The 25,024-nt window shown below is 67.9% G+C and carries 21 protein-coding genes; 12 read left to right on the forward strand and 9 right to left on the reverse strand.

Annotation, left to right across the window (positions count from 1 at the left end; translation table 11 throughout):
- The first annotated feature begins 60 nt into the window (after nt 1-60).
- Nucleotides 61-1,269: an MFS transporter gene (locus tag AC06E9_RS14205; RefSeq protein ID WP_121040357.1), complete on the forward strand. Its 1,209-nt coding sequence runs from the start codon at nt 61-63 to the stop codon at nt 1,267-1,269.
- Nucleotides 1,269-2,471: an MFS transporter gene (locus tag AC06E9_RS14210; RefSeq protein ID WP_461769584.1), complete on the forward strand. Its 1,203-nt coding sequence runs from the start codon at nt 1,269-1,271 to the stop codon at nt 2,469-2,471. Before AC06E9_RS14205 ends, AC06E9_RS14210 begins: the two co-directional genes overlap by 1 nt.
- Before the next feature lie 90 nt (nt 2,472-2,561).
- Here the strand turns inward: AC06E9_RS14210 and AC06E9_RS14215 are convergent, their stop codons facing one another.
- The gene (locus AC06E9_RS14215) at nt 2,562-2,765 is read right to left on the reverse strand and encodes a hypothetical protein (protein ID WP_121040354.1); all 204 of its coding nucleotides are present in this window, start codon (nt 2,763-2,765) and stop codon (nt 2,562-2,564) included.
- Complete coding sequence (locus AC06E9_RS14220; protein ID WP_179459899.1) at nt 2,762-2,905, reverse strand: hypothetical protein; 144 nt, start codon at nt 2,903-2,905, stop codon at nt 2,762-2,764. The genes AC06E9_RS14215 and AC06E9_RS14220 overlap by 4 nt, the downstream gene beginning before the upstream one ends.
- Nucleotides 2,906-3,223: 318 nt before the next feature.
- Here AC06E9_RS14220 and AC06E9_RS14225 point away from each other — a divergent pair, with 318 nt between their 5' ends.
- Nucleotides 3,224-5,788, forward strand: coding sequence for a methyl-accepting chemotaxis protein (locus tag AC06E9_RS14225; protein WP_478056265.1), 2,565 nt, complete (start codon nt 3,224-3,226; stop codon nt 5,786-5,788).
- 73 nt (nt 5,789-5,861) lie between these two features.
- Nucleotides 5,862-8,495, forward strand: a complete 2,634-nt coding sequence (locus AC06E9_RS14230; RefSeq protein WP_121040352.1) for an excinuclease ABC subunit UvrA — start codon at nt 5,862-5,864, stop codon at nt 8,493-8,495.
- Nucleotides 8,496-8,510: 15 nt separating this feature from the next.
- Here AC06E9_RS14230 and AC06E9_RS14235 read toward each other — a convergent pair whose 3' ends face one another.
- From AC06E9_RS14235 to AC06E9_RS14255, 5 genes are all read right to left on the reverse strand, one after another.
- Nucleotides 8,511-11,027, reverse strand: a complete 2,517-nt coding sequence (locus AC06E9_RS14235) for a PepSY domain-containing protein (protein WP_478056266.1) — start codon at nt 11,025-11,027, stop codon at nt 8,511-8,513.
- A 147-nt stretch (nt 11,028-11,174) separates the two neighbouring features.
- Nucleotides 11,175-11,735: a TlpA family protein disulfide reductase gene (locus tag AC06E9_RS14240; protein ID WP_121040348.1), complete on the reverse strand. Its 561-nt coding sequence runs from the start codon at nt 11,733-11,735 to the stop codon at nt 11,175-11,177.
- A complete protein-coding gene (locus AC06E9_RS14245) occupies nt 11,732-14,098 on the reverse strand; it encodes a protein-disulfide reductase DsbD domain-containing protein (RefSeq protein ID WP_183073712.1) in 2,367 nt (788 codons plus the stop codon). Before AC06E9_RS14245 ends, AC06E9_RS14240 begins: the two co-directional genes overlap by 4 nt.
- Entirely contained in the window at nt 14,098-14,436 is a 339-nt protein-coding gene (gene cutA / locus AC06E9_RS14250) for a divalent-cation tolerance protein CutA (RefSeq protein WP_121040344.1), read from the reverse strand. The genes AC06E9_RS14245 and cutA overlap by 1 nt, the downstream gene beginning before the upstream one ends.
- Nucleotides 14,437-14,508: 72 nt before the next feature.
- The gene (locus tag AC06E9_RS14255) at nt 14,509-16,296 is read right to left on the reverse strand and encodes an endonuclease (RefSeq protein WP_478056267.1); all 1,788 of its coding nucleotides are present in this window, start codon (nt 16,294-16,296) and stop codon (nt 14,509-14,511) included.
- A gap of 293 nt (nt 16,297-16,589) precedes the next feature.
- Between AC06E9_RS14255 and AC06E9_RS14260 the strand changes: the two genes are divergently transcribed.
- Nucleotides 16,590-16,877 (forward strand): co-chaperone GroES, encoded by a 288-nt coding sequence (locus AC06E9_RS14260; RefSeq protein ID WP_019183551.1) that lies wholly within the window; start codon nt 16,590-16,592, stop codon nt 16,875-16,877.
- 91 nt (nt 16,878-16,968) lie between these two features.
- Entirely contained in the window at nt 16,969-18,618 is a 1,650-nt protein-coding gene (gene groL, locus AC06E9_RS14265; RefSeq protein ID WP_019183552.1) for a chaperonin GroEL, read from the forward strand.
- 132 nt (nt 18,619-18,750) lie between these two features.
- Here the strand turns inward: groL and AC06E9_RS14270 are convergent, their stop codons facing one another.
- A complete protein-coding gene (locus AC06E9_RS14270; protein WP_478056268.1) occupies nt 18,751-19,650 on the reverse strand; it encodes a LysR substrate-binding domain-containing protein in 900 nt (299 codons plus the stop codon).
- A 166-nt stretch (nt 19,651-19,816) separates the two neighbouring features.
- On the opposite strand from AC06E9_RS14270, the gene AC06E9_RS14275 reads away from it, so the two are divergent.
- Together AC06E9_RS14275 and AC06E9_RS14280 are read left to right on the forward strand one after the other, a co-directional pair.
- Complete coding sequence (locus AC06E9_RS14275; RefSeq protein WP_478056269.1) at nt 19,817-20,452, forward strand: glutathione S-transferase family protein; 636 nt, start codon at nt 19,817-19,819, stop codon at nt 20,450-20,452.
- A 16-nt stretch (nt 20,453-20,468) separates the two neighbouring features.
- Nucleotides 20,469-21,518, forward strand: a complete 1,050-nt coding sequence (locus tag AC06E9_RS14280; protein ID WP_478056270.1) for an LLM class oxidoreductase — start codon at nt 20,469-20,471, stop codon at nt 21,516-21,518.
- A 41-nt stretch (nt 21,519-21,559) separates the two neighbouring features.
- On the opposite strand, the gene AC06E9_RS14285 is transcribed toward AC06E9_RS14280, so the two are convergent.
- On the reverse strand, nt 21,560-21,925 hold the full coding sequence (locus AC06E9_RS14285; protein WP_478056271.1) for a hypothetical protein: 366 nt from the start codon (nt 21,923-21,925) through the stop codon (nt 21,560-21,562).
- A gap of 49 nt (nt 21,926-21,974) precedes the next feature.
- Between AC06E9_RS14285 and AC06E9_RS14290 the strand changes: the two genes are divergently transcribed.
- The 4 genes from AC06E9_RS14290 (at nt 21,975) to aroG (ending at nt 24,913) form a co-directional block, all read left to right on the forward strand.
- Complete coding sequence (locus tag AC06E9_RS14290; RefSeq protein WP_478056272.1) at nt 21,975-22,469, forward strand: MarR family winged helix-turn-helix transcriptional regulator; 495 nt, start codon at nt 21,975-21,977, stop codon at nt 22,467-22,469.
- The gene (locus AC06E9_RS14295) at nt 22,466-23,206 is read left to right on the forward strand and encodes a DNA alkylation repair protein (protein ID WP_121040329.1); all 741 of its coding nucleotides are present in this window, start codon (nt 22,466-22,468) and stop codon (nt 23,204-23,206) included. Before AC06E9_RS14290 ends, AC06E9_RS14295 begins: the two co-directional genes overlap by 4 nt.
- A gap of 14 nt (nt 23,207-23,220) precedes the next feature.
- Complete coding sequence (locus tag AC06E9_RS14300) at nt 23,221-23,568, forward strand: DUF6616 family protein (protein WP_152151005.1); 348 nt, start codon at nt 23,221-23,223, stop codon at nt 23,566-23,568.
- Between the two features lie 271 nt (nt 23,569-23,839).
- Nucleotides 23,840-24,913: a 3-deoxy-7-phosphoheptulonate synthase AroG gene (gene aroG / locus AC06E9_RS14305; RefSeq protein WP_046274152.1), complete on the forward strand. Its 1,074-nt coding sequence runs from the start codon at nt 23,840-23,842 to the stop codon at nt 24,911-24,913.
- Nucleotides 24,914-25,024 lie beyond the last annotated feature (111 nt).

Below are 25,024 nucleotides of genomic sequence, written 5' to 3' on the forward strand. Positions count from 1 at the left end.
GTATATAGGATTTTAAACATACGTTGTGTATGTAAAGGTGGAAAGCCAGTGAAACGCGCTGTGACCGGTCCCTATCGAGAGTTGTTCGCTGCGCCCGGTACCACCGGGTTTGCCCTGGCGGGGCTGCTGGCGCGGCTGCCGTTGCCGATGACCGGCATCGGCATCATCACGCTGCTGGCCCAGGTGCGCGGCAGCTATGCACTGGCCGGCGCGGTGGCCGCGACGTTCGTGCTGACGTATGCGTTGCTGTCGCCGCAGGTATCCCGTCTGGTGGACCGGCATGGACAGCGCCGTGTCGTGCCGATGGCCACCGGCGTCAGCGTAATCGGCCTGCTGATGCTGCTGGCGGCCTCATGGTGGGAAGCGCCGGCGGCCGTGCTGTTCCTCGGGGCACTGCTGGCCGGGGCGATGCCCAGCATGTCGGCCATGGTGCGCGCGCGCTGGACCGCGATCTATCGCGGGCAGCCGCGCCTGCAGACCGCGTACGCGCTGGAAACCGTGTTCGATGAGGTCACCTTCATCGTCGGGCCGCCGTTATCGATCGGCCTGGCGGTCTCGCTGTTTCCGCAGGCGGGTGTCCTCGCCGCTACTGTGCTGCTGCCGATCGGCGCGCTTGCGTTGATCGCGCAGCGCAGGACCGAGCCCCCGATCGAGGCAGTGGTACCCAACGCCGCGCCTGCTGCGTCCGTCATCCGTCTGCCGGGCGTGCGGTGGCTGGCCGTGCTGATGGTCGCGATGGGCGTGATCGTGGGCACCGTCGATATCGTCAGCGTCGCCTTCGCCGCGCACGTGGGGCAGCCCGCCGCCGCCAGCGTCGTGCTGTGTGCGTATGCCGCCGGCTCCTGCCTGTCCGGGGTGCTGTTCGGTGCGCTCAAGCTGCAGACGCCACTGCCCCGCCTGTTGCTGCTGGGCGGGATCGCGACCGCATTGACCACCTTGCCGCTGCTGCTGGTGGGAAGCATCGCCGCACTCGCCGTGACGGTCTTCGCGGCGGGTGTGTTCTTCGCCCCGACGATGATCGTGGCGATGTCGTTGATCGAGCAACAGGTCCCGCCGGGCCAGCTCACCGAGGGCATGACCTGGCTGCTGGCGGCGCTGAACGTGGGCGTGGCGCTGGGCGCGGCGATCGCCGGCTACGGGGTGGATGCACACGGGCCGCGCGCCGGGTACCTGGTTGCCTTGTGTGCGGGAGGAGCGGTGCTGCTGGCGGCGGCGTTCGCGCACGGCGTGTTGCGTTCGCGTGAGCCACGCAACCCGGGGATCTGCTGATGCAGGCGCAATCCACACCGCGCCACCCGTGGTGGGCGGTCACCGCGGTCAGTCTGGCCACCCTCTCGGTCGTCACCACGGAGATGCTGCCGGTCGGCCTGCTGACCCCGATCGCCGAAGCGCTGGACACCAGCACCGGCGCTGCGGGGCTGATGATCTCGCTGCCCGCACTGCTGGCAGCGCTGTTCGCACCGCTGGTGGTGATCAGCGCCGGCAGCGTGGATCGACGCTCGCTGCTGTGCGGGCTGCTGGGCCTGCTGGTAATCGCGAATCTGGGTGCGGCCTTCGCCCCCACGTTGGGCTGGATGCTGGCGGCCCGCGTGCTGGTCGGGCTGTGCATGGGCGGCATCTGGGCCATTGCCGGCGGGCTGGCGGTGCGGCTGGTGGCAACGCGATCGGTCGGCCTGGCCACATCGCTCATCTTTGGCGGCGTGGCGGCTGCTTCCGTGCTGGGCGTTCCGCTTGGCGCGCTGATCGGGGAGCTGCTGGGATGGCGTTGGGCGTTCGGCAGCATGGCGCTGCTGGGGGCCGCCGTCCTTGCCCTGCACTTGGCCGTGATGCCCGGGCTGCCGCCGTCCGGCACGACCAGCGTGCGCCAGTTCGCTCAGCAACTGGGCAACCGCGGGCTGCAGCTTGGGTTGCTGCTGACCTTCCTGCTGGTCGCCGGGCACTTCATCGCCTTTACCTTCGTTCGGCCGCTGCTGATGTCGGTCTCGGGATTCGACGCGCGCTGGGTGGGGCTGCTGTTGTTCGGCTACGGCGCCGCGGGCATGGCCGGCAACTTCCTTGCCGGCATCGCGGCAGCACGACGTACCAGGCTGACGGTGTCGCTGATCGCGGCGGGTCTGGTGCTGGCGCCCTCGCTGTTCCTGACCATCGGGGAGTCGCGCCTGGGCGGTGCCATGGCGCTGCTGGCGTGGGGGCTGGCCTACGGCGGGGTATCGGTGGGCTTGATGACGTGGATGATGAAGGCCGTGCCCAGGGCGATGGAAATCGCCTCCGCACTCTATGTCGGTGCTTTCAATGTCGGGATCGCATCCGGGGCGTGGGTGGGCGGCCAAGCACTGGATCGGCTCGGTCTGACCGCCAATCTCTGGCTCACCGGTGGCTTCGCGGTCGCAGCAGGGGTGGTATGCCTTGCTGGCCGCCGGATGGAATGGACGGAGCGGGAGCCCGACAGGCTCAAGCGGGCAAGGCGATAGTGCTGCTGTCATACAAGACCGGCGTTGCGCCAGTTTTCCCTCCCGTGGCTTGCTCAGCGCACGTCAACGCACTGTGCATGGTTCAGCGCGCTACAGCGTGCTGGAGTCCACCACGTGGCGACCGGCCTGGGTCAAATCGATGTCGCCGTCTTCCGCCTGGGCCGCGTAGCCGGCCTTGACGGCCCAGTTGGCGGCTTCATCGCTGACCGGACGCGTGGCGTTGATGTCGCGCAGGATCTGCCGCTGTTCGTCGGTCAGGTGCGTTGCCGCGCTCGTACCGGTTCCGCCGCTCATGGCGCGCGGGCCTCGACGCTGACCACGCCCTGGGCCAGCCGCGCCCGCTTGGCGCGCCGATGGTTCACCCACCACACCAGCCCCGGCAGGCCGTACAGCAGTGCACCGGCGAGCAGAAAGATCTTGAAGGCGGCATTCATGGCGGTCTCTCTCCGTGCGGTATGGCGTCATGCATCGTGGTCGACCGGATGTGCGGTAACGCACCCCGGGTCCTGCAGCGGCCCCCGGCCGCGATCCCAGTCCTAGTTCAGCGCAGTCGCCGTGAAGGTGCTGTCCCGTCCTTCACTGTCGCACGTTCACGCGCCATGTGAGCACGGGGGCCCTGATCGTCATCCCTTCGTCGTCTGGCGCCGGTACAACGGGATCCATTGGCGAAGCTCTGGCCGCTCGCTGAGATCGGCCCTCAAGTTCAGCGTGATCCCGCCGATACCGATGCGTCCTTCCGCCTGGAGTACGTGATGTCGGTCGTCCCCCGCCGCCTGTCCTTGTTCGTCGCCCGTCTGGGCGATCGGTTCGGCTTCCGTCTCGCTCAGCCGCCCCGGCTGGCCGCGCTCGGTCGCCTCAGCGTGGCACAGAAACTCAGGGCCAGCCTGCTGATCTGCGGCCTGGGCCTGTTGGCGGTCGCCGTGGTCTACGGCTGGACGGGCCATGATACCGAGCGTGCAGCCCAAACCTTCGCCGCGCACCAGCAGGAGGCCGCACTGGCGGCCACGCTGGCGACCGAGATCGCCGATGCGCGGCGCCTGCAGACCCGCTATGCCAGCACGTTCGATGGCAGCGATCGCGAGGCGTTGCAGGCCGCGCAGCAGCGCCTGCAGGCGACCCTGGCCGAGCTGCAGCGCGATCCCCACGACGCCGGTAGCGCCGGGGCACTACGCGAGCTGGCCGCCCGCGCGGGTGATTTCGCCGAGGGCATCACCGCATTGAATGCCCGGGTGGATGAGATGGGGCGTGGCGATGCCGGCCTGCGTGCGCAGCTGGAGGCGGCGGCTGCCACGCTGGAGGCCAGTGTCGAGGCCGGCGCGCGCCCGGTGTTGATCGCCCAGCTGCAGAAGATGCGGCGCGAGGAAAGCCTGCTGCTGCTCACCGGTGACGCGGCGCACACCGATCGTGCCAGCGAACAGAAGTTGCCGTTCGATCTGTCCCTGGCAGAGGCGCGCCTGGATGCAGAGACGCAGGAAGCACTGCGAACGCAGATGGTGGCATATCAAGGGGCGCTGCTGGCCTACACGGCCGCCCGCATCGGGCTGGATGTGGAAGCGCAGTCACTGGCCGAGAGCGCCGCGCAGGTCGGCCCCGGGCTGCAGGCGCTGCAACAGGCGCAGGCGCAGGCATTGGCGGCGGCGCGCGAGCGACAGGCCGCGCGGGCCAGCACCATGGGCATCGTGTTCGCGCTGACCCTGCTGCTGGTGGCGGCCGTGCTGATCGCCACGCTGCTGCTGGTGCTGCGGGCGGTCCGCCAGCCGATCACCGATACGCTCCGCTTCGCCGAGGACATTGCCGAAGATCGACTGGACACCGTCCTGCCGCTCCATAACCCGCACGATGAAATCGGCCAGCTCGCCGCGCGCCTGCGCCACATGCAGCAACGGCTGCGCGAGCGGATCGAGGCCGAGCGCGCGGTGGCACGCGACAACACCCGCGCCCGCCAGGCATTGGACAGTGCGCAGACCGGCGTGATGGTGCTCGACGGTGAAGGGCGGATCGGCTTCCTCAACCACGCGCTGCTCACCGAACTGCAGCTCACGCACGCGGACTGGAGCGGCCAACCCGCGGCCGCCCTGCATCCGGCCTTCGCCAGTCTGTTGCCGATGCTGCAGCGCGGCCAGCGTGCCAGCCGGGAGATCGAGCACGCCGGCATCCGCTATCAGCTGGTGATCACCCCGATCGTGGAGCACGACCAGCTGCTGGGCGCGGCGGTGGAGTGGCGCAGCCGCGCGCTGGAAACCACTGTGGAGAACGAGGTGGCCGCGCTGGTCGATGCGGCCGCGCGGGGCGAACTGCATGGACGGATCGCGGTCGAGGACAAACAGGGCTTCGTAAAGACGCTCGCGCTCAGCATCAACCACCTGCTCGATACCTTCCAGAGCAACCTGTCCGGAGTGCAGGGGCTGCTCTCGGCGTTGTCGCAGGGCGATCTGCGCGTACGCATGCAGGGCGACTTCCACGGTGTGTTCGCGCGCCTGCGTGACGACGCCAACGCCACGGTGATGCAGCTGACCGACATCGTCGCGCGCATCCAGCAGGCGTCGCTGGCGATCAACCATGCCGCCGGCGAAATTGTCGCCGGCAACCACGATCTCTCCGACCGCACCGAGCGCCAGGCGGCGCATCTGGAAGAAACCGCCTCCTCGATGGAGGAACTGGCGGCCACGGTGCGGCAGAATGCGGACTCGGCGCAGCAGGCCAACCAGCTGGCGATCCGCGCGGCCGAGGTCGCGGCGCAGGGTGGAGAATCGGTGGCGCAGGTGGTGACCACCATGGCCGACATCGCGCTGTCGTCGCACCGGATCGGGGAGATCACCGGCGTCATCGACGGGATCGCGTTCCAGACCAACATCCTGGCGCTCAACGCCGCCGTCGAAGCCGCGCGCGCAGGCGAGCAGGGCCGCAGCTTCGCGGTAGTGGCCAGCGAAGTGCGCCTGCTGGCACAACGCAGTGCCGACGCCGCGCGCCAGATCAAGCAGCTGATCGAAGCCTCGGTCGAGCGCGTTGATGCGGGCACCCGGCAGGTCGACAGCGCGGGTGCGACGATGGGCGAGATCGTCGGCAGTGTGCAGCGGGTCACCGCCATCATGGCGAGCATCTCCGCGGCCTCGCAGCAGCAGACGGCGGGCATCGAGCAGGTGAGCCAGACGTTGCTGCAGATGGATGGCAGCACCCAGCAGAATGCGGCGCTGGTGGAGGAAGCGTCAGCCTCGGCGCGCGCACTGGATCGCCAGGCCTCGCTGCTGGGCGAGGCGGTGGATGCCTTCGTCGTCACTCCGCCGCCGTCGGCGCCGCGCGTGCGGGCCATGGCCTGACAGGCGCGTCAACGCCGCGCTCACCGGTCTTCACCGGCAATGAGCCGGCGCTGTGCTTCGCTATTGTTCATCTATGAACAAATCCACGCGCCGGCCGTCGCCCCCCACTGCTCCGGATGCCTTCGTGCGCGTTCGGGGCGCACGCGAACACAACCTCAAGAACGTGGATGTCGATATCCCCCGCGATGCGCTGGTGGTGTTCTCCGGCATCTCCGGCTCGGGCAAATCCTCGCTGGCGTTCGGTACGCTGTATGCCGAGGCGCAGCGGCGCTACCTGGAGTCATTGTCGCCGTATGCGCGCCGGTTGATCGATCAGGTCGGCGTGCCGGATGTGGATGCGATCGAAGGTCTCCCGCCGGCCGTGGCATTACAACAGCAGCGCGGCACCGCCAGCGTGCGTTCCAGCGTCGGCAGCGTGACCACGCTGTCCAGCCTGCTGCGGATGCTGTACTCGCGCGCAGGTACGTATCCGGCCAGACAGCCGATGCTGTATGCCGAGGATTTCTCACCGAATACACCGCAGGGCGCCTGCCCGAACTGCCATGGCCTGGGCTACGTGTATGAAGTGACCGAGCAGTCCATGGTGCCCGATCCCTCGCTGAGCATCCGCGAACGCGCCATCGCTGCGTGGCCGCCGGCGTGGCATGGACAGAACCAGCGCGACATTCTGGTCACGCTTGGCTACGACGTGGATATCCCCTGGCGCGATCTGCCCAGGAAACAGCGCGACTGGATCCTGTTCACCGAGGAGCAGCCGGTGGTGCCGGTCTACGCCGGTTTTACCCCGGCCGAAACCCGTGCCGCGCTGCGGCGCAAGGAGGAGCCGAGCTACATGGGCACCTTCAGCGGTGCCCGGCGCTATGTGCTGCACACCTTTGCGACCACGCAGAGCGCGATGATGAAGAAGCGGGTGGCGCGCTACATGATCGGCGCCGAATGTCCGGTCTGCGATGGCCGTCGATTGAAGCGCGAAGCGCTCTCGGTGACGTTTGCCGGCATGGATATCGGCACGTTGTCGCGGCTGCCGCTCAGTGCCATGGCGCAGGCGTTGCGTCCGGCGGCGGAAGGGCATTTCCAGGTAGCGGCCGCCACCGCCACACGCAGCCGCAGCGCCGGCCGCCAGGCCACGGCCAAGCGGGTGGCCGCCGGTGGCAACGCGCATGCGGGCGGCAGCGATGTGCGCCGCACGCCAGATCTTTCCGAGGAGAAACGCATCGCGGCCCAGCGCATCGCGCACGATCTGGTCGAACGGATCGGCACGCTGCAGTCGCTGGGCCTGGGCTATCTGTCGATGGACCGCGCGACCCCGACGCTGTCGCCAGGCGAACTGCAACGCCTGCGCCTGGCGACACAGATCCGCTCCAGCCTGTTCGGCGTCGTGTACGTACTGGATGAACCCACCGCCGGCCTGCATCCGGCCGATGGCGAGGCCCTGTACGACGCGCTCGCCCAGCTCAAGGCCGGCGGCAACACGTTGTTCGTGGTGGAGCATGATCTGGAAATGCTGCGCCGTGCGGACTGGCTGGTGGATGTCGGCCCGGGTGCGGGCCAGCACGGTGGCCGGGTGCTTTACAGCGGTCCGCCCGAGGGGCTGCGTACGGTGGAGGCCTCGGTCACCGCGCCGTATCTGTTCCAGAACGCTGACGGCCCGCGCCGCACGCCGCGCGCGCCGTCCGGCTGGCTGGGCCTGCAGGGCGTCCATCGCAACAATCTGCGTGGCGTGGACGCGCGCTTCCCGCTCGGCGCGTTCACGGCGGTGACCGGTGTCTCCGGCTCGGGCAAGTCCAGTCTGGTCAGCCAGGCGCTGGTTGAACTGGTCGGCGAGCATCTGGGGCAGGAGCCGGTGATCGAAGAGACCGACAGCGACCTGCCGCAGCCCAGCCGTATCGAACGCACCCGTGGCCGCTTGAACGGGGCCAAGGCGATCAAACGTCTGGTCAACGTGGATCAGAAGCCGATCGGGCGCACGCCGCGTTCCAACCTGGCCACCTACACCGGCCTGTTCGATCATGTGCGCCGTCTGTTTGCCGGCACGCGCTCGGCCAAGGCACGCCGCTACAGCGTGGGCCGTTTCTCCTTCAATGTCGCCGCCGGCCGCTGCGAGACCTGCGAAGGCGAGGGCTTCGTCCACGTCGAACTGTTGTTCATGCCCAGCGTCTACGCGCCATGCCCCACCTGCCATGGGCAGCGCTACAACGCCAAGACCCTGGAAGTGCAGTGGAACGGTCGCAACATCGCGCAGGTGCTGGCGATGACGGTGGAGGAGGCGTTGGCGTTCTTTGCCGACGAGCCGCCGGTGCAGCGGCCGCTGCAACTGCTGCGGGATATCGGCCTGGGCTATCTGCGCCTGGGCCAGCCGGCCACGGAACTGTCCGGCGGTGAGGCGCAGCGGATCAAGCTGGCGACAGAGCTGCAGCGCAGCCAGCACGGCAACAGCCTGTATGTGCTGGACGAGCCGACCACCGGCCTGCACCCGGCCGATGTGGACAAGCTGATGACGCAGCTGCACGGCCTGGTCGACGCCGGCAACACCGTGGTGGTGGTCGAGCATGACCTGCGGGTGGTGGCCGATGCGGACTGGGTGATCGATGTGGGACCGGGCGCGGGTGAGGAGGGTGGCAGGATCGTGGCCGAAGGCACGCCGGCCCAGGTCAGTCGCGCCAGGCACGGCGCCACCGCGCGCTATCTGCGCCGCTGGTTTCCCTGAGCGGCGCGGCGTTGCTCAGTACACGTCGCGGCGGTAGCGTCCGTCGTTGAGCAGGGCATCGACCGCATCGTTGCCCAGCACCTCGCGCAGCACGGCATCGACACCTTCGGCCATGCCATGCAGCGAGCCGCACACGTAGAGGCTGCCGCCCAGGTCCACCCACGCACGCAGTGCCTTCGGTGCGGTGCGCAGGCGGTCCTGCACATAGCCGCCGCCGTCCGGATCGCGCGAGAACGCCAGGTCGACACGGCTGAGGTGACCCTGCGCCTGCCACGCCTCGATCTCTTCGCGATAGAGGAAGTCGTGCGCGCGGGTGCGTTCGCCGAACACCAGCCAGTGACCGCGGTCGCCCTGCGCGTCGGCTTCACGCAGCAGGCTGCGCAGGCCGGCGATGCCGGTGCCGTTGCCGATCAGCAGCATCGGGGCGTGCTCGGGATGGCGATGGAAGCCGCTGTTGCGACGCACGCGGGCATGAATGTTGTCTGCCTTGGTGGCATGCACGCACAGCCAGCCCGAGCCCAGTCCGTGGCGGCCATCGGGCAGATCGGTCAGGCGGATCACCAACTGCACGGCACCATCGCCGGGCACCGAGGCGATCGAGTATTCGCGATGCGGCAGCGCAGGCAGTCGCGCCAGCCAGCGGGCAGCATCGGGTGCTGCAGCGGCGTCCACCGCTTCCGCTGTCTCAGGCAGCACACGCGCGGCAGCCGCCTCGACCAATGCGGTGATGCGTCCATCGACCGTCACCGGCGCCTGCGGATCCAGACCGTTGCGGGCCAGCACCGACAGCACATGCGCACGCGCGTGGCGCGGCGCCATCTCCAGGATGTCGCCGGCCTGCCAGTGGGCGTGCGCCAGCGGCCGCAGTGACACCTGCCAGATCGCCCCGGCGGCACTGCCCGGATTGAGCTGCGCGCGCGCATCCAGCGCCCAGGGGTGCAGCTCAACGGGTGCCGGCAGGGGGGTGTGATCCTCTACCCCGGTCAGCACACCCAGCTGCTGCTGCCAGTGCGCCAGCGGCACGGCGTCGGTGCGGTCCACCTCGATGCTGGCGAACAGCCGCTGCGCCCCCTGCGCCGCCAGCCAGCTGTCCACCTGCCGCGAGAAACCGCAGAAGCGTGTGTACTCGCGGTCGCCGAGCCCAAGCACGGCGTACGCCAGGCCCTGCAGCGAGGTGGACTGCGCCAACACCCGTCGCCCGAACGTACGCGCCGCATCCGGCGCTTCGCCATCGCCGAAGGTGCTGATGACGAACAACGCCTTGTCTGTGGTGGTCAGCAGTGCCGCGTCCACCTGCGCGAGCGGACGCACCTGCACCGGCAGGCCGGCCGCCTGCAACTGGGCGGCAGCGCGCCAGGCCAGCTGCTCGGCAAACCCACTCTGGCTGGCGAACGCGACCAGCCACGGCTGTCCGGTGCCGATGGCCGCGGCGAGAGGCAGGCGTGAGGCACGCACCTCGCGCTTCTTGCGGCGGCGGTCCAGGTACAACATCCAGCCGGTGATGAAGAACACCAGCATGCCCAGGCTGGACAGCATCACGATGATCCGCCCGGGCAGGCCGAAGAAGCTGCCCGAGTGCAACGCGAACACACTGACGATGATCTTGCCGCCGGCGGTCTTGCTGCTGTAAGGCTCGTAGGAGAGCAGGGCGCCTGTGGACGGATCGAGCTGGAGGATGTCCTGCGCGCGGTCGTGCGCCGTGCTGCTTCCCTGCACGCGGCCGGTCAGCGCACGGCCTGGCTTGGCCGGGAAGCGCAGGTCGATGTAACCGCGTCGCACGCCCTCCAACCCGTACAGGGTGGCCTGCACCTTGCCCAGATCCAGAGGGCCGCCGCTGGTGCGCGGCTGGTTCTGCTCGGCGGCGGGGCCGCCCAGCAATGCAGTTGCGCCCTTGCGGTACCAGTCGAACGACCACCACAGCCCGGTCAACGCGATCATCAGGTACACCAGCAGCACCCAGGTGCCGACCACTGAATGCAGACTCCACAGGAAACTTCGCCCGCTGCGCGACCACTCCACCGCCAGCCAGGTGCGCCAGTGCCACCAGCGTCGCGGCCAACGCAGGTACAGCCCCGACAGACAGAAGAACACCAGCGCGATCGCGCAGCTGCCGGTGATCAGGCTGCCCCGCTCGCCGCTGACCAGGTGGCGGTGCAGGTCTTCGACGAAGGCGAAGAAATCCAGTCCGCTCAGTTCGGTGAGCACGTTGCCGGTGTACGGATCGAAGTAGCGCCAGTTCGCCTGGCCGCCTTCGAAACGCGCCACCGACAGGCGCTGCCCGGTCGCATCCACGCGCAGCCGCTGCAACGGCTTTGGCATGTCCTGCTGCAACCGCGGCAACAGCTCGGTGAGCGCCACTGGCTGCTCGCCGGCCGCATGGCGTTGCACGACCTGCGCAAGCGCAGGATTGGCCGCGCGCATGATCTCGTCTTCAAAGGCCAGCGTGGCCCCGCTCAGGCCCATCACCGCCAGCACGGTGCCGGCAGTGATGCCCAGCAGCCAATGCAGCTGGAAAAGAAAGGTCTTCAACATGCGGGCGGTTCCGGCGGCAAGGCGAAGCGGGCCCGGCAGTGGATGAGAATGGATCTCGTCATTGTTGGGTGCAGGGCTGGGGCGGTCAATAGCCCAGGTCGGGCCAGTACGGCCTCTCGATCAGACGGTCACCTCGGCCAAGCAGGCTCAGTGCGTTGCCCAGGCCTCGATCTCACCGGCCGCAAACGGCCCCAGCTTCTGTTTCACGATGCGCCCCTGCGCATCGACCAGTACTGAATACGGCAGCAGGCCCTGCGCATTGCCCAGACGCACGCTGGCGTCGGCCGGGCCGGGAGTATCGAGCACGATCGGGTAGGCGACCGGGATGCGGGTCAGGAAATCGCGCACGCCCTCGGGCGTATCCAGCGCCAGCCCGAGCACCTGCACGCCGGTAGCGCCCTGGGCATCGGCAAACGTGGTCAGCGCCGGCATTTCCTCCACGCACGGCCCGCACCAGCTGGCCCAGACGTTGATCAGCAGCGGACGCCCGTGGAAGCTGGCCAGGTGCTGCGGGTGCCCTTGCAGGTCCGGCAGGGTGATCGCGGGCATCGGATCACCCGGTTGGGCCGCGACCACCACCGGCCGTGGCGGTGGCGGGGCATTGGCCGGGCGCTCGTCATGCCCGGCGAACCAGACGCCGGCGCCAATCCCGAGCACGGCCGCGATCACGACCACCACGACCGTCCGCCGTGGTGGCCGCAGGCTCATCGCGCGGTCCGCAGCAGCGCTTCTTCCACCAGCGCCTGGGTCAGTACCGTCGGCAGCACGGTCGGCGGTGCGCCCGGGCCATAGACCACATACAGCGGCACACCGACGGCCTTGTGCTCATCCAGGAACGCGGTGATCTGCGGGTCGACATTGGTGTAGTCGCCGCGCATGTAGACCGCGTTGGTCCGGCGCAGGGTGTCCTGGAACGCGTTGGTGCCCAGCACGGCGCGTTCGTTGGCCTTGCAGGTCACGCACCAGTCGGCCGTCATGTTGACGAACACGACGCGGTTGTCCTGGCGCAGGCGATCAAGCATCTGCGGCGAGTACTCGACCACGTTGTCGCTGGCCGGCTGCGCGGCCTTGGCCGGCGGCGCCATGCGGGTCACGCCCCAGATCGGGTACAGCGCGCCAAGGACCAGCAGCAGGGCCAACAGGCCGCCCACACGCTGACTGCGCCAGCGGCTGCGCTCGAACCACCACAGCGCCAGCGACAGGATCACCAGGCCGCCCAGCACCAGCGCCATCGCATCCACGCCGCGCTGCTTGCCCAGTACCCACAGCAGCCAGATCGCGGTGCCGTACATCGGGAAGGCCAGCACCAGCTTGAGCGTTTCCATCCACGCGCCGGGGCGCGGCAGGCGGCGGGCCAGCGATGGCACGAATCCGATCAGCAGGAACGGCAGGGCCAGGCCCAGGCCGAGCGCCAGGAACACCAGCATCGCCTGCAGGCCGGGGGCAGCGAAGGCGTAGGCCAGCGCCGGGCCCATGAACGGGGCCACGCACGGGCTGGCCACCACGCAGGCGAGCACGCCGGTGAAGAAATCGCCGACCGGGCCGCTGCGCGAGGCCAGCGACTGGCCGACCCCGCCCATGCTGCCGCCCAGGGTGAACACGCCCGACAGGCTCAGGCCCACGGCAAACATCAGGTACACCAGCGCGGCGATGAACCACGGGTGCTGCAGCTGGAAGCCCCAGCCCGCGGCCTGGCCCGCCGCACGCAGCGCGATGACCAGTGCACCGATGGCGGCGAAGGCGACCAGTACGCCGGCGGTGTACCAGAGCGCATGGCTGCGCGCGCGCTGGCGGCTCTCGCCGCTCTGCGCCACGCCCAGCACCTTCAGCGACAGGATCGGCAGCACGCAGGGCATCAGATTGAGGATCAGGCCACCGGCCACGGCGAACAGCAGCAGCACCAGCAGGTTGCCCGGTGCGGCGGCCGGGGCGACCGGCGGCGGGGTGCGCTGCGCGTTGTCCGCGCTGGCATCCGGGGTGGCGGCGGTGTCGCCCGGCACGGCCAGGGCGGGTTCGTTCGGGCGGATCAGCATCGGCTGGGTGCCGGTGCCGGCATCACCGCGGGCCTGTGCGCGTTTGTCGCGATTGGGCAGGGGCGCGATGACCTCGGTCTTCTGCGCGACGTCATTCGCCTTGGCGTTGATCGTGCCTGCCGGCAGCGCCAGCTTCACCCGGCGCGTCATCGGCGGGTAGCAGATGCCATCGGTCTGGCAGCCCTGGAAGGTGATCACCAGCGTCGCATCGGTTGCGCTGGCCGTACTGCGGCGCAGCGGCAACGGCACGTCGATCTGGTCGAAATACACCGCCACATCGCCGAAGTGCTCATCGCGATGCGATTTGGCGGCCGGCCATGTCGGCTTGTCCGCGCGGATGCCCGGCGCGCCTTCCAGCGCCAGCGAGGTGCGGTCGCGATACAGGTAGTAGCCCGGCGCCGGCGTGAAACGCAGCAGCACGGTGTTGCCATCGCCGACGATCGCATCGAAGCCGAACGCGCGCTCGGAGGGCAGCGGCAGCGCCTGGGTGTTGCTGGTGCCGGGCAGGCGCAGGCCACTGCCGGTGTTGCCGGCCAACGGGGTGTTGAACGGGGAAGCGGCAGCGCTGGCGGCGGGGGCGGGGGCGGTGCCAGCACCGCTGCCACCGGCCGGCAGCTTCACCTGCAGCGTGCGCTTCTGCGGTGGGTAGCACACGCCCGCATCGGCGCAGCCCTGGTAACGCACTTCCAGCGTCACGGTGTCGGTGCCGTCGGCGGCCTTGCCCGGCAGCACGCCGGTCAGGCGTTCGCGGTAGGTCTCCACCTCGCCGAAGAAATCATCGTGGTGCTTCTTGCCGGCCGGCAGCTGCAATGCCTCGGCATCGAAGCCGGCAGCGGCCTTGACCGTGGTGCGATGGCGATACAGGTAATAGCCCGGGGCGATCTTCCAGCTGATCTCCACGCGATCACGGTCGCGCGCCTGCGCAGTCAGCCCGAAGGCCTCATCGACCGGGAGCAGATCTTTTTCGCTGACCGCCCAGGCCGGCAGGGAGACCACGAACAATGCGCACAGCGCGGCAACACGACGAAACAGCGTCATCAATCACTTTCCTCACGGGTCTGCGCCCGAATCCAATCCAGGTACGCCGGTAGGCCGGCGCGGGTTTCGACCGCGATGCACTCGGGGAGTTCATACGGATGCAGGGCCTGCACACGCGCGATCGCCGCGTCCAGGCGGCTGCCGGTGGTCTTGATCAGCAACTGGACCTCATGGTCCTCGGTGACCTCGCCCTGCCAGCGGTAGGTCGAATGCGCCCCGTCCAGGCGCGTCACGCACGCGGCCAGGCGTTCGTCCACCAGCGCGTGTGCCAGCCGCGCGGCGCAGGCCACGTCGGGGCAGGTGGTGAACAGCAGGAAGACGGGATCGGCAATCGACATGACCGCCGAGTATAGGACCGCCAGAGGCCAATGGTCCGACCGGCGCCGCGAGGGGGCGCCGGTCGGCCGGGCTCAGTTGGCCAGCTGGCAGGTGGCCGGCTTGGCCGAGGTGAACAGCGTCGGGGTGGCCCACTCCGGGTGGTCGATGAACGGATTGCGGTTGCCCTGGAAACTGAAGATCACCTCGTTGCGAGCGCGTTCCGCCGCGTCCGGCGGGTCGGACAGGTGCCAGTCGATCAGGGTCGAGAGCAGGCCCATGTAGGCCGGCGAGGCCGAGGTCTTGACGATCCTGCTGCGGTCGTCGGTCAGCTCCAGGTCCGGCTCGGACTGCCCGGTTTTGGCATCTTTACCGCCTTCATAACGGATCGCCATGTACATCACCGCACGTGCCATATCGCCCTTGCGGTGGCCCCACACTTCGAACGAGCCGCCATTGCCATCCGGCGTGCGCACCCAGTTGGAGGTGCCCGGGTAGCCACCCCTGCCGCCGCCGAATCCGTTGTTGGCCTCGGTCGCGCGTTCACCGCAGTTGCTGTCGCATGTGGCAAAGGGCTTGTTGCCGCGGTCCGCATTCCACTGTGCATCGGTCAGATACAGCATGTGGGTGTCGGTGTAGGGCGCGTAGGGCAGGCCCTTGTCGCCGGTGGTGCTGGCAAAGCCCAGCGAGTTGGGCCAGGTGTGTTCGCGGTTGTAGGTCAGCCCGCTGCCAGTGCCTGCGCGCCCGCTGACCTTGGTGTAGCTGCGGTTGCGGTAGGCATCGAGGATCTTGCCGCTGTTGTTGGGATCTTCGTCGGCGATTTCCAGGATGGTCCAGGTGCTGGTGCCCGAGCCGCTGTAGGGATAGGCGGTGTGACCCTTGATGGTCTCGTGCAGCGAGCAGCGCAACTGGCTGGGGGTGGAGGTGTTGACCCGGGCGTAGTACTCCCCGGGCGTGCCGGGGTTGCCCGGATCGGGCGTGGTGGCGGTGGCCACGGTGAAGGCGATGCGTGTATCGGCGGCCGGGCGGGCGCCTTGGGCATCCTTCACGCGGGTGGCGCGGATGTCGAAGCGGCAGGCTTCCCCCGCCACCAGCGCGGTGTTGGTGGCCAGGGTGAAGCGGGTGCCGGTGGTCGGGTGGCTCAACGCGACCGTGCCGGACTGGCCACAGCTCAGCGCGAAGGCGCCGCTGGAGAGGGTGACCGGCTCACTGAAGGTGACGCTCAGGTCGGCGGCGGCCGGGAAGGTGCTGGCGCCCTGCTCGGGGGTGGTGGCAGTGACCGAGGGCGCGGTGTTCGGGCCGGTCGGGCCGCCGCCGCCGCTGAAGGTCTGGCCGTGGTTGCACGCGCCAAAGGTCTGCGTGGCCGATTCGGCCCAGGTGAAATGGGCGTACTGGCTGCCGCTGCCGGTCAGCTGCAGGGAGGTGCCCGGGGCGGTGCTGTTAGTCTCGCTGACCGGGATGTTCTGGCTGGTCAGGCCCGCGGCGGGGCCGCCGGCGGCGGTGATGGTGCCCTCGTAGCTGAGGAACTGGACCACCTTGCCGCTGGCATCGACCAGGGCGATGCCGTCGTTGGGACCGTTCTGGATTCCGTTGGTCGGGTAGCTCACCGTGGCCAGCCGGGCGCTGCCGCAGCTGGCGGTGCCGGCCGGGACTGGGTTGTTGGCGTAGACCGCGGCGGCCGAGGGGGTGCTGCCGTTGTAGAGGTAGAGCCGGTAGCCGGACAGGTCTTCACCGGCGGTGGCGATCACTTCGATGGCCTCGCCGACGTCTCCGGCGGGGGTGCTGTCGTCGTAATGCAGTTCATTGATGAATACATCGGCCCGGGCCGGGCTGGTGGCCAGCACCAGCAGGCAGGCCAGGGACAGCGGCGTCAGCAACCTCATCTACGGCTCCTTGTGATTGGTCAATGCCGCTCGAATCTACGCAATCCAGATGACACATCGATTGGTCTGTCGGATTCGACCTTTCGCATTGAGAACTGCGTCAAACATTCACGCGCGGGCCCGGATCGGCAAAAAAAACCGGCCGCCTGCCCTTGAAAGGGGTGGGGCCAGCACCATCTCTGCTCTGTCCCGCACCGTCGGGTTTTTTCGTGAGCGTGGCTGGCAGTCGCCCTGTGCGAGTGCTAACATCGCCAGACTTTCCTAGACCAATCAACAACTTAAAAGGGTCTCACATGAGCATCAAGCCGCTTCATGACCGCGTCGTAGTCAAGCCGATCGAAGCCGACGAAATCTCGTCCGGCGGCATCGTGATTCCGGATTCCGCCAAGGAAAAGTCGACCAAGGGTGAAGTCGTGGCCGTCGGCCCGGGCAAGCCCCTGGACAACGGCAGCGTGCGCGCGCCGTCGCTGAAGGTCGGTGACAAGGTCATCTACGGCCAGTACGCCGGCAGCAGCTACAAGTCCGAAGGCGTCGAGTTCAAGGTCCTGCGCGAAGACGACATCCTCGCCATCGTCGGCTGAGTGATGCGGCCGGCCCCGTGCCGGCGCTTCCGCACTTCCTCCCGTTCAAGCAGCCGGGCATCGCCCGGCTCTACATAAAAAGGTAATCGCAATGGCTGCCAAAGATATTCGTTTCGGTGAAGACGCCCGCGCCCGCATGGTTCGCGGCGTCAACGTTCTCGCCAATGCCGTCAAGGCCACCCTGGGCCCGAAGGGCCGCAACGTCGTGCTCGAAAAGAGCTTCGGCGCGCCGACCATCACCAAGGACGGCGTCTCCGTCGCCAAGGAAATCGAACTGGCTGACAAGTTCGAGAACATGGGCGCGCAGATGGTGAAGGAAGTTGCTTCGCGCACCAACGATGACGCCGGCGACGGCACCACCACCGCCACCGTGCTGGCCCAGGCCCTGATCCGCGAAGGCGCCAAGGCCGTCGCTGCCGGCATGAACCCGATGGACCTCAAGCGCGGTATCGACAAGGCCGTGATCGCCGCCGTCGCCGAGCTGAAGAACATCTCCAAGCCGACCGCTGACGACAAGGCGATTGCCCAGGTCGGCACGATCTCGGCCAACTCGGACGAGTCGATCGGCAACATCATCGCCGAAGCGATGCGCCGCGTGACCAAGGAAGGCGTCATCACCGTTGAAGAAGGCTCGGGCCTGGACAACGAGCTGGACGTCGTCGAAGGCATGCAGTTCGACCGTGGCTACCTGTCCCCGTACTTCATCAACAACCAGCAGTCGCAGACCGCTGACCTGGATGATCCGTACGTGCTGCTGCACGACAAGAAGATCTCCAACGTGCGCGACCTGCTGCCCGTGCTGGAAGGCGTCGCCAAGGCCGGCAAGCCGCTGCTGATCATCGCCGAAGACATCGAAGGCGAAGCGCTGGCGACCCTGGTGGTCAACACCATCCGTGGCATCGTGAAGGTCGTGGCCGTCAAGGCACCGGGCTTCGGCGATCGTCGCAAGGCGATGCTGGAAGACATGGCCGTGCTGACCGGCGGCACCGTGATCTCCGAGGAAATCGGTCTGTCGCTGGAAAAGGCGACGATCAAGGACCTGGGCCGCGCCAAGAAGGTGCAGGTCTCCAAGGAAAACACCACGATCATCGATGGCGCCGGCGAGAAGGCCAACATCGAAGCGCGTGTCACCCAGATCAAGACCCAGATCGAAGACACCTCGTCGGATTACGACCGCGAGAAGCTGCAGGAACGCGTGGCCAAGCTGGCCGGCGGCGTTGCCGTGATCAAGGTCGGTGCCTCGACCGAAATCGAAATGAAGGAAAAGAAGGATCGCGTCGACGACGCCCTGCACGCGACCCGTGCAGCCGTTGAAGAAGGCGTGGTCCCGGGCGGCGGCGTTGCGCTGGTTCGTGCGGTCACCGCGCTGAGCGGCCTGAAGGGTGCCAACGAAGACCAGAACCACGGCATCCAGATCGCCCTGCGCGCGATGGAAGCCCCGCTGCGCGAAATCGTGGCCAATGCTGGCGAAGAGCCGTCCGTGATCGTCAACAAGGTCAAGGAAGGCACCGGCAGCTTCGGCTACAACGCCGCCACCGGCGAATTCGGCGACATGCTGGAATTCGGCATCCTGGACCCGACCAAGGTGACCCGTTCGGCGCTGCAGAACGCAGCTTCGATCGCTGGCCTGATGATCACCACCGAAGCCATGGTTGCCGAAGCCCCGAAGAAGGATGACGGCGCTGGCGCAGCTGGCGGCGGCATGGGCGGTATGGGTGGCATGGGCGGCATGGACTTCTGATGTAGATGCCGGCCTTCGGTCGGCACGCATCGGAGCGGTAGGTACCAACTGTTGGTCGGTACCCGCCATGCGCCAACGCAGTACGAAGAACCCCGCCGGAAGGCGGGGTTTTTTTGTGCGCGTATCACGGGCTCACAGCGCGCTGGTCGGCGCCTGGATCTCATCCTCCAGCCAGCGCAGGAATGCCGCGATGGCCGGGTTCTCTTCGGCGCCGGGCAGGGTGACGGCGTAGTACGCAAACCGCGTCGGCCACGGCTGATCCAGTACGACGGCCAGCCGCCCGCTGGCGACTTCGGATTCCACATACAGGTCACGCACCAGCGCGATGCCCTGGCCCGCTTCTGCGGCGCGGATCAGCAACACGTCATCATCGAACGCCGGGCCACGTTCGACGCGCGGATCGGGTGGCAGACCGAGCGCGCGGAACCACAGCGACCAGTCGCTGCGGTCGGAATCCTGCAGCAGCGGGTACTGCAGGCAGTCCACGGCCGAGTGGATCGGCCGGCCCTCGGCGAGCAGCGCCGGGCAGGCCACCGGCAACAGCACGGGCGCCGCCAGCGGCCGTGAGACCAGGCCGGGATACTCGCCGAGGCCGTGGCGGATGGCGATGTCGATGCGATCGCGACGCAGATCCGCCAGCGCCGATGAGGCCTCCACACGCACTTCGATCGCCGGGTGGCGTTCGGTGAACCGGCCCAGCCGCGGCACCAGCCAGGACGCGGCGAAGCTGGGCACGGTGCTGAGGGTGAGCGTCTGCCGGGCATGGATGGCCTCCAGCGTGGCCATGCTGTCTTGGATCTGATCGAACGCGCGCAGCAGGGCCGGGTGCACCTGTGCGCCGGCCGGGGTCAGTGCGACCCCGTGAGGGGTGCGGGTGAACAGCACAACGCCGGTGCGCGCCTGCAGCAGTTTGAGCTGCTGGCTGATCGCCCCCGGGGTGACCCCCATGACCGCAGCAGCGGCCTTGAGGCTGCCATGACGACCGGTTTCGACGAAGGCGCGCAGCGCGAGCAGGGGAAGGACGGCACCCATGACCTTAGATTGTCTCTCTTGGCAGTGCAGGAAGAATCGTTCTACAGGGCGCGTTGACCTGCGTAGCATCGTGATCATGTTGAATCGATGTCGTTTAGTCCAGCTGCATTGATCCAACACTGCTACGCGAACCCCGCCCGCTGTTCCGCCTGCCAAGGAGACCGCTGTGTCCCCCGTTTCGCTGCACCTGTACACCGACAGCTCGCCCAACGGCTTCAAGATCACCATCGCGCTGGAAGAACTCGGCATCCCTTACGTACTGCATCACGTACGTATCGACGAAGGTGAGCACCGCCATCCCGATTTCCTGCAACTGCATCCGCACGGCCGCATTCCGGTGCTGGTCGACGAGGCGACGGGTATCACCGTGTTCGAATCCGCGGCCATCCTGCTGTACCTGGCCGAGCAGAGCGGACGGCTGTTGCCCGACGCGCCACGCGCGCGCTGGGAGGCCATCACCTGGTTGATGTTCCACTCCGCCAGCGTCGGGCCGATCCTGGGGCAGCGTGTCCATGTCGAGATGTTCGCCGACGCGCCCTACGCACCCGCCATCGAACGCTACCGGCGCCTGAGCGCCGAGTTCTTCGCCACCCTGGACCAGCACCTCACAGGCCGCTCATGGATGGCAGGCGAGGCGTATTCAATCGCCGATATCGCCGGCTATGGCTGGACCCATATCGCACGGCTCATCGGCTTCGATTTCAGCGCTTACCCGCACTTGAGTGCATGGCACCTGCGCATGTCACAGCGGCCCGCGGTGCAGCGCGGCGTGCAGCTCCCCGAACCGGCCACCGGCCCCTGACCCAGGAACGACCACGATGACCCTCTCGACCGATATCACGGCGGTGCAGGCGCCACTGACCGGCGCATCCGCACCGACGTTCGCCCGCCATGCCGGCTACCAGCGCATGTTCCGCGAAGGCGCGCTCACGCTTGGCGTGTTCCTGCCGTTGCGCTTCTACCAGGGCGACATGCAGGTGCTGGCCGGGCAGGCGGATCTGGTGAGCCAGCTCGACCGTGACGGCTTCGCTGCGGCCTGGGTGCGCGATGTGCCGCTGTTCGATCCGCTGTTCGGCGATGCCGGGCAGGTGTTCGATCCGTTTACCTATCTGGCGTTCCTGGCGGCACGCACGAAGCGGCTGGCGCTGGCCACGGGCAGTGCGATCTTCTCGCTGCGCCACCCGATCGATCTGGCCAAGTCGGCCACCACCATCGACCAGCTGTCCGGTGGGCGACTGGTGCTGGGGATCGCCTCCGGCGACCGACCGGTGGAGTTCCCGGCGTATGGCCTGGAGCACGCCGAGCGTGGGGAGCGCTTCGCCGCATCGGTGACCTACGTCCGCCAGTTAATGCAGCACGGTCCCCTGCATATCGACTCGCCACTGGGCGCGCTGCAGGGCGTGGAGCTGCTGCCCAAGCCGGTGGCCGGTGCGATTCCGCTGCTGGTGACCGGCACCTCGCGGCAGACGCTGGACTGGGTCGGGCAGCATGCCGATGGCTGGCTGACCTATCCCGAGGCGACCCATCATGCCGGTGGACCGCAGCGCCTGGCCGACAAGATCCGGGCATGGCGCCGTCTGGTCCCCGACGGTGGCTTCCGCCCGCACGTCACCAACGAATGGCTGGATCTGGTCGAGGACCCGAACCATCCCCGCACGCCGCTCAGTGGCGGCTACACGCTGAGAACCGGCCGCAACGGGTTGATCGATCTGCTGGGCGAGTGGCAGCGTGCCGGCGTGAACCATGCTGCGCTGGGCATCCAGTTCTCGCAGCGCCCGGCGGCCGAGGTACTGCAGGAACTGGCCGAGTACGTGCTGCCGTTGTTTCCTTCGCATGACGGGCCGCTGCCGGCCGGCACGCGCTGGTAGGCATGCCCTCCGCTCCGCCATAAGGGGCGGCGCAGCAGTCGTCAGGCCGGAGAACGCACCGCGCGCAGACGCTCGTGCCAAGCGAGGCCGAGATGCGCAAGCAGGAACGACAGTACGCCGCCCACCACCAGTCCCTGCGCGTACGTCATGGGCAGCCATATCGCTGCCGCCGCGCCCAGCGCCATGCCGACCAGGCTGACGGCAACGGCAACACGTTGCCGCGCCAGATGCTGTGCCTGCACGCGCTGACGTTGCTGTACGGCCACGCGCTTGTTGTCCGGCCGCAGGATGGCCTGGGCAATCGCGTCAGCTTGGGAAGGGGTCATCGACGCATCCTTGTGGGTGATCCTGGCCCGGATCTTCGCCTGTCCTCGGGGCGAGGTAAAGCGCGGCGGGGTGTCAGACAAGTCGCAGTAGCGGTATAATTAGCCGCCGTACTATTCCGGATCTGCCTGCATGCTGGAAACCAAACACCGGGCCTTCCTGACCGAGCTGGAACGTCGTGGCCAGCCGGATACGGGGGAATTGGCGCTGTGTTTCCAGGTGCTGTCGCTGGCCAGCGCGATCGACCAGGACTGCGCGAGTCGTCTGGCACCGCGGGGCCTGAGCGAAGGACGTTTCGTGCTGCTGTTCCTGCTGCGCGGCGCGGACACGGCACTGTCGCCGCACCAGTTGGCCGAGCGCGCCGGTGTCACCCGTGCCACCGTGACCGGCCTGCTGGATGGCCTGGAGCGCGAGCACCTGGTGAGCCGCCACAGTGATCCGGACGACAAACGCCGCATCCACGTGCGGCTGACCCCGGCTGGCCAAGCCCTTGTCGCGCAACTGTTCGACCAGCAGACCCACTGGATCGCCTCGCTGTTCGCCGATATCAGCCCCAGGGAACGGCGCACGCTCGGCACGCTGCTGCAACGCGTGTGGTCGCGCACTGACGCAGGACGTGCCGCATGAAACCGGCCGTCACCCGCGAGCGACGCGGACAGCTGGATCGCGGTGAAACCGAAGCCACGCACTTGGCCGAAGTGCTGGCCGTCGATTTCGCCAAGCTGATGGCCAATGTCGCACCCGGTTTGCCAGCCTCGGCGATCACCCCGATGCGCAACGCCGCCAAGCGCGGCATCACCCTGCGCATGCAGGGCGCGGCCACTCTGCTGCGCGTGCATGGTCACGGCGATCACGCGCAGTGGTCACGCCATGCCAGTGACACGGTGCGTGGCTGGGCCTGCTATCTGATCGGCAGCGACCCGGCGTTGTCACTGGAGCACAAGCTGGATGCGCTGCGCGCGCTGGCCGATGACGCGCACTTCGGCGTGCGCGAGTGGGCATGGCTGGGGGTGCGACCCCACGTCGTCGCCGAGCCGCTGCGCGTGCTCACGCACCTGCACGGCTGGACCACTGACGCTTCACCCAACGTACGCCGCTTCGCCTGCGAAGCACTGCGCCCGCGTGGCGTATGGGCCGCGCACATCGCGTTGTTCAAGCAGGAGCCACACCACGCCCTGCCGCTGCTGCAGGCGCTGTGCCATGACGCCTCGCGCTACGTGCAGGATTCGGTAGGCAACTGGCTCAACGACGCCGGCAAAAGCCAGCCCGATTGGGTCCGCGCGCTGTGCAGCGAATGGCAGCAGCGGCATGCCGATGATCCGGCCAACACCTATATCCGCAAGCGCGCACTGCGCTCGCTCTGACCTCAAGGAATGCCATGTCGCACATGTTGATCGAGCTGTACACCGCCACCCCTGCCTGGACCGCGCTGGACCCGGTATCGCGCGGGGCGCTCTTCGCCCGCATCGGCGCGGGCATGCAGAACGTGGATCCCGCCCGCGTCACGCCCATAGCAATGGGCCGTATCGAGCAGGACGTGCCGCACACCACGGCCGAGCAGTTCTATGCGGTGTGGCAGTGCGCCGAACGGCTCGACGCCGATGCCTTGCTCGCCGCGATCGGGGCCACCGGCTGGCACGAGTACTTCACCACCACGCACGCGGTGGGCGCAGCGGGCACCCTGCAGCAGCACCTGGCTGAGCTGGCGGCGTTGCCGCGGGAGTGATGGTGCATGCCGGGTCGGCAGCGGCTGAATGGTCATCGCAGTTGCGAATGAAACAGTTGGCACCTCCAAACCCCTGTGTTATCAATACTCCCCAATGAACGCACGCCCCGCCAATTCCTACTTTTGGTATTACTTTCCGAAGCCACCGGCGGAGGAAGGCATGCGCTCACCCTGAAGAAAATTTCAGACGCATTCCCGAAAGCCGCCAGCGCACCTGGCGGCTTTTTTGTTGCCGCCGCGCTGGGGATCCCCACTTCCAAGGAGTTACCCCATGCCCCCCCATACCGACGACCTGCGCATCCGCAAGATTGAACCGTTGACCCCGCCGGCGCAGCTGCTGGCGATGCTGCCCTGCGACGACGAAGCCTCCGATACGGTCAGCGCCTCCCGCGCGGCCCTGCACGAGATCCTGCACGGCCGCGATGACCGCTTGGCGGTGGTGATCGGCCCGTGCTCGATCCACGACCCGGTGGCCGCCATCGAGTACGCCCAGCGCCTCAAGCCGCTGCGCGATGCCTACGCCGACGAGCTGGAAATCGTCATGCGCGTGTACTTCGAAAAGCCCCGCACCACGGTGGGCTGGAAAGGCCTGATCAACGATCCGGACCTGGATGGCAGCTTCAACATCAACAAGGGCCTGCGCGTGGCGCGCGGTCTGCTGCGCGACATCAACAAGCTGGGCCTGCCGGCCGGCGTCGAGTTCCTCGACGTGATCTCGCCGCAGTACATCGCCGATCTGGTCGCCTGGGGCGCCATCGGCGCGCGCACCACCGAAAGCCAGGTGCATCGCGAACTGGCCTCGGGGTTGTCGTGCCCGGTCGGGTTCAAGAACGGCACCGACGGCAACATCAAGATCGCCGCCGATGCGATCGGTGCGGCGTCCAACCCGCATCACTTCCTCTCGGTCACCAAGGAAGGCGGCACCGCCATCGTGGCCACCGCCGGCAACCCGGACTGCCACGTGATCCTGCGCGGCGGCAAGACGCCGAACTACGATGCCGACCACGTTGAAGCGACCAGCCAGACCCTGGCCAAGTCGCACCTGGCCGCACGCATCATGATCGATGCCAGCCACGCCAACAGCAGCAAGAATCCGGAAAACCAGCCCAAGGTCATCGCCGACATCAACGCCCAGCTGGCCAATGGCGAAGAGCGCATCGTCGGCGTCATGGTCGAGAGCCATCTGGTGGCCGGCCGGCAGGACCTGGTCGACGGCCAGCCGCTGACCTACGGCCAGAGCATCACCGATGGCTGCATCGGCTGGGACAGCTCGCTGGCGGTACTGGAAAGCCTCGCTGAAGCGGTGCGTGCGCGGCGGGCGGCGCGGATCAGCGAAGCGGCATGAATCTGCTTTGAGCCGGGGGTAGAGCCACCCCTTGGGTGGCTGCGCTGAGTACCGCAGCGCCGCAACACCATATGCAGAAGCAGCCACGAATGGCGTGGCTCTACCCCCGCA

The sequence above is a fragment of the Stenotrophomonas sp. Steno-Z10-BAI genome, assembly GCF_056393115.1.